Origin of the sequence: Streptomyces formicae, assembly GCF_002556545.1 — a bacterium.
Lineage (GTDB): Bacteria > Actinomycetota > Actinomycetes > Streptomycetales > Streptomycetaceae > Streptomyces > Streptomyces formicae_A.
In genome coordinates this window covers 2,300,819-2,315,807 of sequence record NZ_CP022685.1, presented here as the reverse complement: position 1 = coordinate 2,315,807, position 14,989 = coordinate 2,300,819, and the positions used below count along the sequence as shown (strand labels likewise).

Annotated in this window: 16 protein-coding genes; 8 read left to right on the top strand and 8 right to left on the bottom strand. The window is 73.7% G+C overall.

Annotation, left to right across the window (positions count from 1 at the left end; all coding sequences use genetic code 11):
• Positions 1–3 precede the first annotated feature (3 nt).
• Entirely contained in the window at positions 4–960 is a 957-nt protein-coding gene (locus KY5_RS09690) for an endonuclease/exonuclease/phosphatase family protein (RefSeq protein ID WP_098241846.1), read from the bottom strand.
• A gap of 119 nt (positions 961–1,079) precedes the next feature.
• Here KY5_RS09690 and KY5_RS09685 point away from each other — a divergent pair, with 119 nt between their 5' ends.
• The 5 genes from KY5_RS09685 to KY5_RS09665 all read left to right on the top strand — a co-directional run bounded on the left by KY5_RS09685 (position 1,080) and on the right by KY5_RS09665 (position 6,070).
• A complete protein-coding gene (locus KY5_RS09685; protein ID WP_098241845.1) occupies positions 1,080–2,468 on the top strand; it encodes an amidohydrolase in 1,389 nt (462 codons plus the stop codon).
• Between the two features lie 155 nt (positions 2,469–2,623).
• Entirely contained in the window at positions 2,624–3,307 is a 684-nt protein-coding gene (locus tag KY5_RS09680) for a DUF899 domain-containing protein (protein WP_098241844.1), read from the top strand.
• Between the two features lie 185 nt (positions 3,308–3,492).
• A complete protein-coding gene (locus KY5_RS09675; protein ID WP_199843002.1) occupies positions 3,493–3,687 on the top strand; it encodes a hypothetical protein in 195 nt (64 codons plus the stop codon).
• Positions 3,688–4,028: 341 nt separating this feature from the next.
• Positions 4,029–5,039, top strand: coding sequence for a thiamine pyrophosphate-dependent dehydrogenase E1 component subunit alpha (locus KY5_RS09670; protein WP_324961178.1), 1,011 nt, complete (start codon positions 4,029–4,031; stop codon positions 5,037–5,039).
• A 17-nt stretch (positions 5,040–5,056) separates the two neighbouring features.
• The gene (locus tag KY5_RS09665; RefSeq protein ID WP_098241843.1) at positions 5,057–6,070 is read left to right on the top strand and encodes an alpha-ketoacid dehydrogenase subunit beta; all 1,014 of its coding nucleotides are present in this window, start codon (positions 5,057–5,059) and stop codon (positions 6,068–6,070) included.
• A gap of 135 nt (positions 6,071–6,205) precedes the next feature.
• Here KY5_RS09665 and KY5_RS09660 read toward each other — a convergent pair whose 3' ends face one another.
• Positions 6,206–6,532, bottom strand: coding sequence for a hypothetical protein (locus tag KY5_RS09660; RefSeq protein WP_418952755.1), 327 nt, complete (start codon positions 6,530–6,532; stop codon positions 6,206–6,208).
• A gap of 179 nt (positions 6,533–6,711) precedes the next feature.
• Positions 6,712–7,203, bottom strand: coding sequence for an ATP-binding protein (locus KY5_RS09655; protein WP_234362674.1), 492 nt, complete (start codon positions 7,201–7,203; stop codon positions 6,712–6,714).
• A gap of 157 nt (positions 7,204–7,360) precedes the next feature.
• Here KY5_RS09655 and KY5_RS09650 point away from each other — a divergent pair, with 157 nt between their 5' ends.
• Together KY5_RS09650 and KY5_RS09645 are read left to right on the top strand one after the other, a co-directional pair.
• Entirely contained in the window at positions 7,361–8,221 is an 861-nt protein-coding gene (locus KY5_RS09650) for a helix-turn-helix domain-containing protein (protein ID WP_098241841.1), read from the top strand.
• 94 nt (positions 8,222–8,315) lie between these two features.
• The gene (locus KY5_RS09645) at positions 8,316–8,531 is read left to right on the top strand and encodes a DUF397 domain-containing protein (RefSeq protein ID WP_234363156.1); all 216 of its coding nucleotides are present in this window, start codon (positions 8,316–8,318) and stop codon (positions 8,529–8,531) included.
• Positions 8,532–8,554: 23 nt separating this feature from the next.
• Here the strand turns inward: KY5_RS09645 and KY5_RS09640 are convergent, their stop codons facing one another.
• The 5 genes from KY5_RS09640 to KY5_RS09620 form a co-directional block, all read right to left on the bottom strand.
• Positions 8,555–9,253, bottom strand: coding sequence for a protein-tyrosine phosphatase family protein (locus tag KY5_RS09640; protein ID WP_098241839.1), 699 nt, complete (start codon positions 9,251–9,253; stop codon positions 8,555–8,557).
• 190 nt (positions 9,254–9,443) lie between these two features.
• Positions 9,444–10,400: a hypothetical protein gene (locus tag KY5_RS09635; RefSeq protein WP_098241838.1), complete on the bottom strand. Its 957-nt coding sequence runs from the start codon at positions 10,398–10,400 to the stop codon at positions 9,444–9,446.
• Complete coding sequence (locus tag KY5_RS09630; RefSeq protein WP_098241837.1) at positions 10,397–12,580, bottom strand: PEP/pyruvate-binding domain-containing protein; 2,184 nt, start codon at positions 12,578–12,580, stop codon at positions 10,397–10,399. Before KY5_RS09630 ends, KY5_RS09635 begins: the two co-directional genes overlap by 4 nt.
• A 193-nt stretch (positions 12,581–12,773) precedes the next feature.
• Positions 12,774–13,253 carry a DUF1772 domain-containing protein gene (locus tag KY5_RS09625; protein ID WP_098241836.1) on the bottom strand — a complete coding sequence of 160 codons (480 nt, stop codon included), beginning with the start codon at positions 13,251–13,253 and terminating at the stop codon, positions 12,774–12,776.
• A gap of 119 nt (positions 13,254–13,372) precedes the next feature.
• Entirely contained in the window at positions 13,373–14,146 is a 774-nt protein-coding gene (locus tag KY5_RS09620; protein ID WP_098241835.1) for a DUF2293 domain-containing protein, read from the bottom strand.
• Between the two features lie 43 nt (positions 14,147–14,189).
• Here KY5_RS09620 and KY5_RS09615 point away from each other — a divergent pair, with 43 nt between their 5' ends.
• Positions 14,190–14,837, top strand: a complete 648-nt coding sequence (locus KY5_RS09615) for a uridine kinase (RefSeq protein ID WP_098241834.1) — start codon at positions 14,190–14,192, stop codon at positions 14,835–14,837.
• The last annotated feature ends 152 nt before the right edge of the window (positions 14,838–14,989 follow it).

Here is a 14,989-nt window from a genome sequence, read left to right as displayed (position 1 = left end):
CCCTCAGGGCTGGATCCGCGCCCACACCGGCGCGTGGTCCGAACCCGGCGCGTCCCTGCGCACCGCGGGGTCCCCGTCCGCGACCGAAGGCAGCGCCGCGGAGGAGGCGCCCGGCGCGCCCGTGCCCGCCGTGCGCACGTGGTCGAGCAGACCGCGGCTCATCAGGATGTGGTCGATGAGTTCGCGGCGACCCGCGTGGATGCGGGAGAAGCGCTGCTCGGCCGGGATCAGCGGGGCCACGTCCCACAGCCGCGCCGCGTCCCCCTTGTCGGGGTGGTCGTGGCCCGGCGTGCCGATCTCGGATCCCGGCGGGCCGAGCAGGAGCTGGGTCGTCGCGGCCGCCACCTCGTCGTTGAGGTCGCCGAGCACGGCCACGTCGTGCTCGCGGCCGTCGCCCTTCAGGAGCTCGTCGGCCAGGGCGCGCACCACGGTCGCCTCGGCCGTGCGCCGGTACAGGGCGTACGCGCCGTACCGTGCGCGCTCGCCCTCGTCGTGCGGCTGGAAGCGGCCGCCGGGATAGGAGATCAGCTTCGACTTGAGGTGGCAGACCACCGCGTCGAAGAAGAACGCCCGCGTCGACACCGTCACCGCGAGCACCCCGCGGCCCGCCCGCGCCACCGTCCCGCCCGAGTCCTCGCTCTGCACGGGGCGCAGCCGCTCGGGGAAGGCGACCCGGTCGGCGACGACGAAGACCGGCAGGCTGGTGAGGAAGCCGACCCGGATGCCCCGGTCGTCCGGGTGCTCCGAGAGCGTGATGTGCCAGGTGCCTTCGAGCAGGGCGGTGAGGTCTTCCAAGGCGGCCGGGTCGCCGACCTCCTGGACGCCGAGGACCTGCGGTTGCAGCGCGTTGATCGTCGCCGCGAGCGAGGCCAGCTTCGTCTCGTACGCCGTCTTGTCCTTGGGGCCGAAGGGGCCGCCGGGGCGGTAGAGGTTCTCCAGGTTCCAGGTCCCAATGATCATGGCCGACTCCTCGCCGTGCGCTGTCCGGGCTCGACGTGCCCGCGAACTGGGCTCAGCGTGCCCGCGAATCCACCCGCGCGACAGAGTGGCCGGATGCGCACTCCCGCTACCTTGAAGAGATGACGCCGTCTCCCGCACAAGGCCCCGCTGCACTCGTCGCCGAGGACCGCTTCGATCTCGTCGTGACGGGCTGCGCGGTCCTGGTCCACGGGCCCGACGAGGAGATCTCCTTCGCCGAGGACGCGGCGGCCCTCGTACGCGACGGGGTCGTCGTCGCCGTCACCTCGGCGGCCGAAGCGGCCGCTCTCGACGCCGCCGAACGCATCGACGGGCGCGGCACCGTCGCACTCCCCGGCCTGATCAACTGCCATACGCACGCGCCGATGGTGGCCCTGCGCGGCGTCGCCGAGGACCTGCCTGCCGACGAGTGGTTCAACGACTGGATCTGGCCCATCGAGTCGCAGCTGACCGATCGCGTGGTCGAACTCGGCACCCGGCTCGCCTGCGCCGAGATGATCCGGGGCGGCACCACCACCTTCGCCGACCACTACTTCGCGATGGACACGGTGGCCGCCGTCACCGAGGAGAGCGGCCTGCGGGCCGTGCTCGGCCAGGCGTACTTCAGCTCGCAGGGGCCCGAAGGGCGGGCCGCCTCGCTCGACTTCGCGCTGCGGCGGCAAGGCGCGGCGGGCGGCCGCATCACCACCTGCCTCGCGCCGCACGCCCCCTACACCGTCGATCGGGACGACCTCGCCGCGACCGCCGAACTCGCCGGGGAACACGGCCTGTTGGTGCACATCCACGCCGCGGAGGACCGCGCGCAGACCGACAACAGCCTGGCCAGGCACGGCCGTACGCCCCTGGAGATCCTGGAGCGCGCCGGGCTCCTGGACGGCGACCTGCTCATCGCCCACGCCACGGGACTCGATCCGGCGCGCGACCTGCCCGTGCTGCGCCGCGCCACCGGACGCGTCGCCGTGGCCTGCGCGCCCCGCGGCTATCTGAAGTTCGGCTGGGACACCACACCCGTGCGGGCCCTGCGCGACGCGGGCGTCCCGGTGGGCCTGGCCACCGACGGCGCGGCGTCCAACAACACCCTCGACGTGTGGGAGTCCATGACGCTCACCGCGCTCGTCCAGAAGTACGTCGAGCGCGACCCGACGTGGCTCACCGCCCGCCAGGCCCTGCACCACGCCACCCTGCAGAGCGCGCGGGCCGTCGGGCTCGGCGAGCGGGTCGGGAGCATCGCCGCGGGCCGCCGCGCCGACATCGTCCTCGTCGACCTGACGGGCCCGCACACCCAGCCCGTGCACGACCTCGCCGCCACCCTCGTGCACAGCGCCCGCTCCTCCGACGTGCGCACCACGATCGTCGAGGGCCGGGTCCTCATGCGTGACCGCCGGCTCCTGACCGTGGACGTGCCCTCCGTCGTCGGGGAGTTGACGGAGCTGCTGCCCGCGCTCGTCGACCGGAGCCACGGCAGACGCATCCAGGAGTACGAGACGTAGGGTCTTCACCCCTCTGACCTGCGACGCAAGGAATCCCTGAACTTTTTCCGGAAATTCCCGCCAGGAACCGATGAGTTCCGCGCACCCCCTGGGTCCACCCCTCTGGAGACACACGCGTGCAGACAAGCGCGGCCGAAGGGTGGAGGAGAAAGACCATGGGACTTCCGGACATCGTCACGCGCGAGGAGTGGCTCGCGGCGCGTGAGGAGCTGCTCGTCAAGGAGAAGGCCGCCACCCGTGCGCGCGACGCGCTCAACGCCGAGCGGCGCGGGCTGCCGATGGTCGAGGTCGACAAGGAGTACTACTTCGACGGCGCCGACGGAAAGGCGACCCTGCTCGACCTCTTCGACGGCCGCGACCAACTCGTCGTCTACCACTTCATGTTCGCCCCCGAGTGGGACGCGGGCTGCCGCAGCTGCTCCGGATTCCTCGACCAGATCGGGCACCTCGCACACCTGCGGGCCAGGGGCACGAACTTCGTCGCGGTCTCCCGCGCGCCGTTCACCACGCTGCTGTCCTTCAAGGCCCGGATGGGCTGGACCGTGCCCTGGTACTCGACCAACGGCGGCGACTTCAACTACGACTTCCAGGCGTCGTTCCCCGAGGAGCCGCGCGACGTACCGGGGATCAACTGCTTCCTGCGCGACGGCGACCGGATCTACCACACGTACGGCACGTTCGCCCGCGGCCTGGACGGCATCGGCTTCACCACCGCCCTGCTCGACCTCACCGCGCTGGGCCGCCAGGAGGAGTGGGAGGAGCCCAAGGGGCGGGCCTCCGCGCTCGGGGCGCCCGCGGGCAGTGCGCGAGTGCGCTACCACGACGAGTACGAGGACTGAGTCGCCTCCCTGAGCCGGGGGCTCGGGGAGAACCCTGGACATTGCCTCAACTCCGTGTCGGTTCGGTCACGTTGCGAGCCCTGAGGGGTGTCGCGCGCGTTCTCATCAGTACGAGCGCCGGTATATCTCGGGACCGCTCGGTACAGCTCGGTACGACCGAACGCATCGCACGGGGGAGCAGGATCATGATGAACGGACGAGTGGTGTTGGAGCGGTTTCCCGCGGGCGGACCGCGCGGGTCGTGGCCGGCCGAGGAGTTCGCCAGGGCCCGCCGCCAGGAAGGGCAGCGCGCGGAGGTCGTGATGGACCTCGCCACCGACGCCTTCCTGGTGATCGTGCGCGATCAGGAGGGCGCCGAACCGATGGCGGCCGTCGCGTGAGACGGCCGAGGGGCCAAGAGGCAGCGGCCCATCAGCAACTACCGCCAGACGGAGGGCGGCGCGGCTCCGCCGTTCTCTGATCCGGCCGATCCGGCCAATCCGGTCCCCGTCCCGGAACGGGAAACGGGCACCGTCGCGGTGGCCGCCCGGCGGGGGCAGGGCGCGTGCGCACAGCGCCAGGGCGTACCCGGTGCACGCCCGGGGCGCCCGCCACAGCTGACGATGACCATGAGCCATCCGGACGGTTGCAACCCCGGGCAACTCTTGCCCGGTCGGCGCGGTCGGCAGTGGCATGACCCACGGACGCGACTCCACACCCGTACAGGCAGAGGAGTTATTCCGTGACCGACACCCTCCGGACATCCGGGGTCTCCCGCGCGCACGGCCTGGACGGGCCCGCGCTGCTCGACGCGTACCGCACGATGCGTACCATCCGTGACTTCGAGGAGCGGCTCCACGAGGAGTTCGCGACCGGCGACATCCCCGGCTTCGTCCACCTCTACGCGGGTGAGGAGGCATCCGCGACCGGCGTCTGCGCCCACCTCGACGACGAGCGCGACGTGCTGGCATCCACCCACCGGGGCCATGGCCACTGCATCGCCAAGAACGTCGACGTGAAGGCGATGATGGCCGAGATCTACGGGCGTACGACGGGCTCCTGCCACGGCAAGGGCGGCTCGATGCACATCGCCGACCTCTCCAAGGGCATGCTCGGCGCCAACGGCATCGTCGGCGGCGGACCGCCCCTGGTCTGCGGCGCCGCGCTCGCCGCCAAGGTGCGCGGGGACGGCGGCGTGGCCGTCGCCTTCTTCGGTGACGGTGGCAGCAACCAGGGCACCACCCTGGAGTCCCTCAACCTCGCGTCGGTCTGGCACCTGCCCGCCGTCTTCGTCGCCGAGAACAACGGCTACGCGGAGGCCACGGCCGCCGAGTGGTCCGTCGGCGGCGGCTCCATCGCGGCCCGCGCCGCGGCCTTCGGCATGCCGGGCGTGACCGTCGACGGCTTCGACTTCTTCGCCGTGCACGAGGCGGCGGGCGAGGCGGTCGAGCGGGCCCGCGCGGGCGGCGGCCCCACCCTCATCGAGGTCGGACTCACCCGCTACTACGGGCACTTCGAGGGCGACCAGCAGACCTACCGGGCGGACGAGGTGCAGCGCGCCCGCGCCGAACTCGACTGCCTCACCCGCTTCCGCACCGCGGTGACCGGCACCGGCGAGCTCACCGCGGGGCAGCTCGACGCCATCGACTCCGAGGTGGCGACGCTGATCGACGAGGCGGTCGCGGAGGCGCGGGTCGCGCCCCTGCCCACCCGGGCCGACCTGGAGACGGACGTCTACATCTCGTACACCTGAGGGGAGTTGGCCGACGCATGGCACGCAGCATCAGCTACCGCGAGGCGATCAACGAAGCACTGGCGCAGGAGATGGAGCGCGACCCCTCGGTCATCGTCATGGGTGAGGACAACGCGGGCGGCGCGGGCGCGCCCGGCGCCGACGACGCCTGGGGCGGCGTCCTCGGTGTGACGAAGGGGCTCCAGCCTCGCTTCCCCGGACGGGTCCTGGACACCCCGATCTCGGAGTCCGCGTTCATCGGCGCGGCGATCGGAGCCGCGACCCGCGGCCTGCGGCCGGTCGCCGAGCTGATGTTCATCGACTTCATGGGGGTCTGCTTCGACCAGATCTTCAACCAGGCGGCGAAGTTCCGGTACATGTTCGGCGGCAAGGCCGTCACGCCCGTCGTCATCCGCGCGATGTACGGGGCGGGCCTGCGCGCCGCGGCCCAGCACTCGCAGGCGCTGTACCCCGTCTTCACCTCCGTGCCGGGACTCAAGGTCGCCCTGCCGTCCTCCCCGTACGAGGCGAAGGGGCTGATGATCCAAGCGATCAGGGACGACGACCCGGTGATCTTCTGCGAGCACAAGGCGATGTACGACGTGGTGGGCGACGTGCCCGCCGAGAGCTACACGATCCCCTTCGGCGAGGCGGACGTCGTGCGCGAGGGCCGGGACGTCACGGTCGTGGCGCTCGGCCGCATGGTCTCCGTGGCCTGCGAGGCGGCGGACGGCCTCGCGGCCTCCGGGGTGCGCTGCGAGGTCATCGACCCGCGCACCACCAGCCCGCTGGACACGGAGACCGTCATCGAGAGCGTCGGGCGGACCGGGCGCCTCGTGGTCGTCGACGAGGCGGGGCCGCGCTGCGGCATGGCCGCCGACATTTCCGCGCTCGTCGCCCGCGAGGCGTTCGGCGCGCTCCAGGCACCGATCGAGACGGTCACCCCGCCGCACACGCCCGTGCCGTTCAGCCCCGCGCTCGAAGACCTCTACCTGCCGGACGCCGGGCGGGTGGCCGCAGCGGTCAAGACCGTCGTCGAATGGAAGCCGTGACGGTGGGGGGGACAACCGACGAGGCGGTGTCGGGTGCCCTCTAAGGGGCGCGGGGAACTGCGCGCCCAGCCCGAACGGCCCCGCACGATCAGAGCCGACGAACACCCCCGAATTCCGCTCAACCCAGCGGAGCGCTCACGCGCTGAGGGCCCCCGACCACCCGGGCGCGGTCCCCGCGGCCCGGCACAACGCGAGATACAACGGAATCGGCGGCGTATAGGGAACGTCGCCCTCCGGACGATGGATCAGCACCGGACGGCACTCCGCTTCATGGACCACCGCCCCCGCCGAGTACGCGACGAGCGAAGGCCACTCCATCGCGACATCGGAGTCCGCGGGCACGATCCACCACCAGTGCGAACCGTCCTCGTACACACACCCCACGCGGGGCAGCCGGGACATCAGGCCGGGGCCGAGCGAGGCGGGCACCGCGACCGCGTCGCAGCCCAGGGGATCGGTCATTCCCTCGGGCAGGCCGAGCCGCTGGGGAGACGGCGGCGAGGCTCTGGTCGCCTTTCGCCGCCGGGAAAGCCGGACCAAGGTGTTCAGATCCAACGGTCGCACCGTACCCGCGCTCACTTGCCCCCCGCCCGCGTCACTGCCACGTTCGATTCATCCGTTCCCCGCGCACGCCGTTCTGGTCACCACTGCGCGCACGCCGTTCTCGGCAACTCCGCCCACACCGTGAGCCCGATACCGGGCCCCGCGTCGTGGACGCCCCAAGCGCTGCTCACCGCATCGACGAGAAGCAGTCCCCTCCCGTGTTCCTCGTCGGCCCCCCTGTGCGCCGGGCGCGGCATGCCTGAACCGCATCCGTCGTCACGTACGGCTATTCGCAGTTTCTCCGGATCCGCGCAGAGCTCGCAGATGATCCGCCGGCTCGCGGTGTGCACCACGGCATTGGTGACCAGTTCGGAGACGATCAGAGCCGCCGCGTCGCAGGCGTCGTCGTCGCGCACGGCCCACTCGTCGAGCTGCGCACGCGTCAGCCGTCTGGCCTGTGCGGCGGAGCCCGGAAGCGGGGCGAGAGCGAAACTGACGCAGACCTCGGCGGCGTCCTCGGGCCGGTACTCGGCGAGATCGCCAAGACGGCCTCCGACGGCTTCGGTTCCTAACGGCGCGGGCGGAGTCACGCTCTCCACTATCGCCCCGCCCGGAACACCTTGGCAAGAGCCACTCTGAAAAGTGCACAGTGGCGTGTTCCTCCGAGACGGCGCATGGCACACTGCTCGCAACAGCTCGCGGTGCGGTGTGAGTTGAAGCAACGCGGAGTAGGTGGAGGTAGGAGACGTGAGCGAACCGCGGTCCGCGCCGACCGTCGGACAGGTCGTTCTCGGTCGTCGCCTGCAGGATCTGCGCGAGCGCGCGGGCCTCAAACGCGAGGAGGCCGCGAAGATCCTGCGCGTCGCCCCCGCCACCGTCCGCCGGATGGAGACGGCCGAGGTCGCGCTGAAGATCCCGTATCTCCAGCTGCTCCTGAAGTCGTACGGCGTCGCGGACGACGAGGCGGATTCCTTCGTCCTGCTCGCCGAGGAGGCCAACAAGCCGGGCTGGTGGCAGCGGTTCCACGACATCCTGCCCGGCTGGTTCAGCATGTACGTCAGCCTGGAGGGCGCCGCCAGCCTCATCAGGTCCTACGAGCCGCACTTCGTGCCCGGACTGCTCCAGACCGAGGAGTACGCCCGCGGCGTGATGCGCTCCGGCGCGATCGGCCAGACCAGGCCCGCGGACATCGAGCGGTACGTGGCGCTGCGCATGGAGCGCCAGTCGCTGCTCACCCGCGAGGACGCGCCCCGGCTCTGGGTGGTGATGGACGAGACCGCGCTGCGCAGGCCCGTGGGCGGACCCGATGTGATGCGCGAGCAGTTCGACAAACTGCTCGAAGCAACCGAAATGCCCCATGTCACGCTTCAGGTCGCGCCCTTCGCGGCGGGGCCGCACCCCGGGACGTACGGACCGTTCGTGCTGTTCCGGTTCGCCGTGGCGGAGCTGCCCGACATGGTCTACAGCGAGTACCTGACCGGTGCCGTCTACCTGGACGCGCGCACTGAGGTGGCCACCCACCTGGAGGTCATGGACCGCATGGCGGCGCAGGCCGCCACCGCACAACGCACGAAGGAGATCCTCCGCGATCTCCGCAAGGAGCTGTGACATGGACCGACATCGAGCCGGAACGCGCCCTGCCGGTCCGCGTTCACCAGGAGCCCGCGACGACTCGCGCAGTGAGTCCCGGATATACAACGGCATGCCCGCCCGCGACCTCGGCAACGACGGCTGGCACAGGCCGTGGAGCGGCGGCAACGGCGGCAACTGCCTGGAGGCCATGAAGCTGGCCGACGGCAGGGTCGCGGTGCGTCAGTCCACTGACCCGGACGGTCCGGCGCTGATCTACACGCGTGGAGAGATCACCGCGTTCATCCAGGGCGCGAAGGCGGGCGAGGCGGACTTCCTGCTCTCGTGACCAGGGCCTAGGCCCTACAGGGCCTAGCGCCACGACCACATCCTGCGGGGCGCGTCCACCAGGCGGCTGACCGCGACGACCGGCAGCGGCGGCTGCCGCGCGTGGTGGCGGCCCAGGCTCAGCGCGTAGAAGATCTGCTCGATGGAGGGCGGTCCGACCGCGAGGTTGCGCAGGGTCGCGTGCGCCGGGGACTCCTCGCCCGTGCGGACGAGGTACGCGGCGGCCATCGCCCCGGTGCGCCCGACCCCCGCGCCACAGTGCACGAACACCGGCCCCGGGGACGCGCGGACGACGTCGAGGAAGCGGGCGACCTGCGCGGGCGGCGGCGTCTGGCCGTCCCGGATCGGCAGCCGCACGGCCCGCAGTCCCGCCCGGCGCGGCTGGTCGAGCTGCGCGGCGCTCAGGTCCTCGGCGCGCAGATCGACGACGGTGGCGAAGCCGAGCCGCGCCAGACCGCGGTACCCCTCGGTCGAGGGCGCGGCGCCCCGCCACAGCCGCCCCTCGGCGTCGACGGGCCCGAAGTGGTGGATGCCGGTGACGTGGAGGGCGCCACGGGGCTGATCCGTGGTGGCGCGCGCCACGTCGGTGAGCGCGAGCACGCCGAGGGTGCCGGTGGCCCAGAGCGCGAGATAGCCGAGCAGACAGCCCGCGACGAGACGCAGGCCGGTGCGGAGCGCGCGGCGGGGGAGGGGCGGGGGGAGCGGAGTGCTGAGGGAGGCCATGGGGGACCAGGGGGTCGGGACCGGGAGACGGGATCGGGAGGTGGGGCCGGGAGGTGGGACCGGGAGGTGGGATCGGGAGGTGGGATCGGGAGGTGGGACCGGGTGGCGGGGCGGGGAACAGGCGCGGGGTGCACTGGCAGAGTAACCCCCGCCCGTGTAAAGGGAGTTGGCCGATCCCGGAGGCGTCCGCTCAGTCGTCGTCCGGGTCCGTGTCGCCGATGCCGAGCACCGTCAGATGTGCCTTGTCCAGCTCCGTGTCCTCCAGGCAGCCGCGCAGCCGCATGCGGTCGTGGTCGGTGAGGGCGGGGCGTACGACGCCCGCGTAGAGGTCGTCGTCGAGCGGGCCGAGCGCGGCGTGCCGCAGGGGCGCGGACGTGGCGTCCCTGCACCGCTCCCAGAGCTGGTGTGCGGCCAGGGACCGCCGCTCCGCGGTGGCGTCGCCGCCGCGCATGTCGACGCGGAGCAGCACGGACGTCGCCGCGGCGGCGTTCTCCTGGCCCTCGCGGGTCTGGGTGAGCTCGGCGAGGCCCACGACGAGCCCGGCGAGGAGCGCCGCGCCGACGGCGGCGACGGCGAGCAGGCGGCCGGTCCTGCGCCGGTCGCGCGGGCCGCCCGGTGGGGGAAGGTCGTCGAGCCCGGCCCCGGGCGGCGGCGCCGCGAGCACGGCGAGCCGCCCCGCGAGCCGCCGTTCGGCGACGGGCCGCGCGGTCACGGCGGCGATCCGCTGCACCAGCCAGGCCAGCCCGGACAGGAGCGCGCCGGTGACCATGAGCACCGGGACGAAGACGTAGGTGCGGGTGCCGCCAGGGTCCTGTTCCGGTCCTTGCCCCTCGTCGAGCCAGCGGAAGGCGCCGGGGGCCGGGTCCTGGCGGAGTCGCGCGAGGAGATCCGGCGGGTGCGGGTGCGGGTGCGCGTGTGGCCCCGGGTGTGCGTGTGGGGCGGCATCGCGCAGCTGCATCTCGACGCGCCGCTCGATGCGTGCGAGGCGCCCGAGCAGCACCGCCCCCAGCAGCAGCACCTCGACGACCACGAGCAACACCCCGCACAGGATGGCCCGTTGCCACTGCCAGCGGTACAGGTAGATGACGAGGTAGCAGGCGGCCCCGGCGGCCGATGCCCCGCCGAAGACGTAGGCGAGCCGCCTCACCGCTCCGCCTCGGGCCGCGCGGCCGTGTCCGTGAGGGGCGCTTCCGCCCGTGCCAGGCGTACGCCGTCCAGGCGCACCTCACCGGTCGTACCGTCCAGCGTCAGGCTGCTGCCCGGCGGGACGCGCCGCACCGCGTCCGGTACGCCGACGACCGCGGGCAGCCCGAACTCCCTTGCCAGTAAGGCCAGATGGGACAGCGGGCTGCCGGTCTGCGCGATCAGCCCCGCGAGCCCCGGCAGCAGCGGGGCGAGCGCGGGATCGAGGGTGCGTACGACGAGAACCGCGTCCGGCGGCCGTACCCCCGTGCCGTGCCACGCGATGCCCGCGGCGCGCCCGCCGGAGACGCCGCGACCGTCGCCCTCGTCACCGTCGTGGCGCGTCGGCCGTTCGGCCACGACGGTGCCGCCGTCGGTGAGCCGGAACGCGTCGGGCAGCGGCGCGGAAGCGCTCCCCGGCAGGCGCTCGCCGAAGTCACCGGGCAGCGGCCCGCCCGCCAGCGCGTCCATCAACTCGCCCCAGCGCAGCAGCCCGACCCGGTCGGCCCCGCCGAGCGCCGCGCCCCGCGCCGCGAGCCGCCTGCCCGCCTCGCGCACCAGCCGGACCTGCAACTCCTGCGTCCAGCGGACGCGCAGTCGCAGGGCCTCGCGCGGCGGCAACGACCCGACCGGGGGAGGCGGCGCCAACTCCGCCGCGCCGACGGCCTGTTCGGGGAGTCGTACGTCATCACGCAGACTCGGCGGTACCAGCGCGAGCACCACCGGGTCCGTCGCCGTGATCCGGTGGTCGGGCAGCCCGTGGGCGCGGCCGCGGGCGAGCGCGCCGAGCGCCGCACCGGCCGCCGTCGCCGTGCTCGACTCCGTGAGCAGCGCCCCGCACAGGGCCTCCTGGGCGTGCAGCGGCACCAGGGCCGCACGGGTCCAGCGGAGCGTGGCCGCCAGGGCGGGTGGCGGGAGTTCGGCGGGCGGCGGTGTCTCGGCGAGGGCACGGTCGATGTCCGCGCAGAGGTCGAGCGCGAGACCGGGCAGCGCGGTGCTGAGGCGGCCCACGCGCCAGGCCGCGGCGAGTCTGCGGGCGCCCGGCGCCGGATTCAGGAGCGCGAGCCAGGGGTGCGCGGGCGGGGCCGCGCCCAGGAGCCGTAGATCCGCGGCGGCGCGCCCGCCGACCGAGGTGACCACCGGTGTGCCGCGCAGGGTGCGGCGCGGTGCGGAGGCCCCGATGTCGAGCGCGGCGGCGAGCCCGCGCGCCATCGGAGCGATCCACAAGTCCTCTTCCAGCGGCTCCAGTTGGTCCGGCAGCGTCTCGGCGACGGGGCCGGGCCCGAGCAGGCGCGCGCCGCGCGGAGGGCGGGCGGCCAGCGCGGTGATGGGCCTGCTCTGGAAGAGCCAGAGGCGCCCGCTCGCCTCGTCGAAACCGAACTCGATGTCCTGCGGCCCGCCGAACACCCGACGGGCGCGCCGGGCGAGCCTGGCCAGGCGGCGGAGCTCGGCGGGGGTGAGGAGGGGGCCGGGTCCGGGTGGTCCGTCGCTCGGCAGGTCCGTGCCGGACGGATCCGTGTCGGGCGATTCGGCGCCGGGTGGTTCGGTGCGCAAGAGCCGTCCGCCACGGCTCAACCAGTGGTTCGTGCCCGCCTGTTCACCGCCGACCAGCGTCTCGGGACCGCCCCGCACCGCGCTCACCAGCATCCGGTCGGACCGCCCCGCGACGGGATCCGCGCCGAACAGCACGCCGCCGACGCGCGCGGCGAGCATCGGCTGTACGAGGACGGCCATCGGGGCCACCGTGCCGTCCGGCCGCCGGGCCGACGCGACCACGGTGCGTACGGCCGCGCGGAACTCCGTCCAGCCGCGTACGTCGAGGACGGAGGTGAAATGCCCTGCCAGGGAGGACTCCTGCGTGTCCTCCTGTGGCGAGGAGGAGCGGACGACCAGCGGCAGCGCGCCGTCCCGCGACAGCTCGCGCCAGGCCGGACGCAGGCGGTCGTCGCCGCCCGCGTCCTGGCTTCCGCCGCGCGGCACGACGAATCCGGGCAGTACGGGAAGCCCCGCGCGGGCGGCGCGCGCCAGACGCGCGGCCTTGGAACCGGTGAGAGGGACGAGCGCGGCCCGTGCGTCGTCGAGCCGCAGCACGGCGGGCGCGGGACGCGCGGGCCGGAACGCGGGGCGTTCGTCGAGCGTTGTCATCGGGCACCCTCCAGGACCGGCCGCCAACAGGGGGGACGCGCTGGGGTGGCCCTGCGCCTGACGGCGGAACGAAGGATCGCGGCGGGCCGCCCGAAGGGCCCCTATCGCGGCCCCGAGGGCGACATGCCGTTCCTTCCAACGATCCCGCCCCGGCTCGCATTCCCCGAGGGCGAGGGGGAGTTGGCGCCGCCGGTCAGGTCAGCGCGAGGATGAACGACGCCGTGGCGCCGAGGGAGGCGACCCCGCGCACGTGGTTCCACGCGGTCCACTCACTGACGTACGTACGCCAGTACTCGGCGCCCTCCGCGCTCTCCGGATCGACCTTGGACAGGGCCTCGTTGCGCGGGATGTTCGCGGCGATCGTCACCCCGAACGAGCCGACCAGATACAGCGCGCAGCCGAGCAGCAGCTCGACGGTGCCCTCGTCGGGCCAGAGCACGAACGTCACGACGGCGAGCACGGCGCACAGTCCCGCGGCGCCGAGGAACACGGCCATGAACGCCGGGGTGACGGCGGTGACGTTGATCCGGTTCATCGCGGCGATGCCCTGCGCGGGGGGCAGTGCGGCGAGTCCCTTCATCACGAAGGTGGAGAAGGCGCAGAAGACCCCGGCGGCGAGGCCACAGGCGAGCGCGCCGAGCACGGCGAGCACGAAGTACGGACCGTCGATCATGGCAACTCCCGTGGGTCTGGGGCCGTTACGTCACGTAGGTGCGCCACGTCTGCGGCACCCGCGCCGGACGGGCGGCCCTGCCGCCAGTGATCCTCCACGGCGAGCCCCGTCACCACAAGTCAATTGCCAACGGGCTTCGGTGGCCATGTGTGACCCTCGCCCTCGCATGCGCGGGCGTCTCGCCCCGGTTGCCCCGGCGCCTCGCGCCACGCGCGCAACGTCGCCGCCACGGCGGGCGCGATCCGCCGCCGCGCCTCGCCACGGGGCACACCGCTCATCAGCAGCCGGTCGTAGGGCGTGGCCGTGTGCCGCACCGCGGCGCCGACCGCCGCCGTCACGGCACCCTCCGACAGTGCCCGGCCCGCCGCGCTGCGCCCCACCCGGCCGCTGCCCCGCTCCGCGGCGTGCGCGGCGATCGCGCGGGCCCTGTCCTCGGGGCAGCCGGGGAAGAGCCGTCCTATCTCGGCGGCGAACGCCTCGGTGAACCGCACGTCCCGCGCGGCCCGCCGCACCGCGTCCCGCGCCCTGCGCCGCGCCCGTGCCTCGGCGTCCGCCAGGCACCGCTCCTCGGCGTGGGCGAGTGCCGCCTCCTCGACGAGGACGCCCTGCCGCTCGTACCGGGCGCGGCGCCGGTGGAAGCGGACCACCACCGCCCAGAGCCCGCTGCCCTCGCGGGCCCGCCGGGTGAGCGCCGTGTCGCCGCGCGGCAGATAGACCAGGTGCCCGAGGTCGGCGCAGTCCAGGCAGCGCGGCTCCCCGCCTTCGAGGACGAGCAGCCGCAACGGCCCCGAGCGGCACTCCGCGCAGCGCCTGCGCTTCAGCGGCTGGAACGCCAGGAGTCCGGGGCGGGCGGGGGACGTCGGAGAGGAGGGGGAGACCGGGGAGCTCGCCATGCCCGTCTCATTCCCCGTGCGGGAGCCACGGCATCATGGGCCCGTGCGACTCGAACCGATCACCTGGGAACGCCTGACCGACACCCTCGCCGACCGGCTGCTCGACCTGAAGACCGGCGACGGGAGCCCCTGGCCGCGCGTCGCCGTCGACGGGGCGCGGGCGGGCGGGACCGGCGAGCTGGCCGCGCGCCTCGCCGACGCGCTGCGGCTGCGCGGACGCACCCCGCTGGTGGTCGGCACGGAGGGGTTCCTGCGGCCCGCTTCGCTGCGGTACGAGTACGGGCACGAGGACGTGGAGGCGTACTACAGCGGGTGGTTCGACACCGGCGCCCTGTGGCGCGAGGTCTTCGGCCCGCTCGACCCGGGCGGCACGGGGCGGGTCCTGCCCGACCTCTGGGACCCGGCGGCCGATCGCGCGACCCGCAGTCCGTACGTCGAACTCCCGCCCGGCGGCGTGCTGTTGCTGCACGGCCCGCTGCTGCTCGACCACTGGTTCCCCTTCGACCTGAGCGTGCACGTGCGGCTCTCGCCGGGGGCGCTGCGGCGCCGCACACCCGAGGGCGAGCGGTGGACGCTCCCAGCCTTCGAGCGGTACGAGAGGGAAGTGGACCCCGCGGGCCGCGCCGATGTCGTCGTACGGGCGGACGATCCACGGCATCCGGCGTGGAACGGCGCACCGGACGCGGGGTGACCCCGGGGACGCGGCCCGCCCCACCCTGCTCCGCCCCGCCCTGCTCCGCCCCGCCCTGCCCTCCGGCCCGAGCGGTCTCCGGATGCGGGCGTTCGGGGGCGCGGCGAGAATGAGGGCGCCGGGATCAGCGGTGCCCTCGCGCCGCGCCGGAA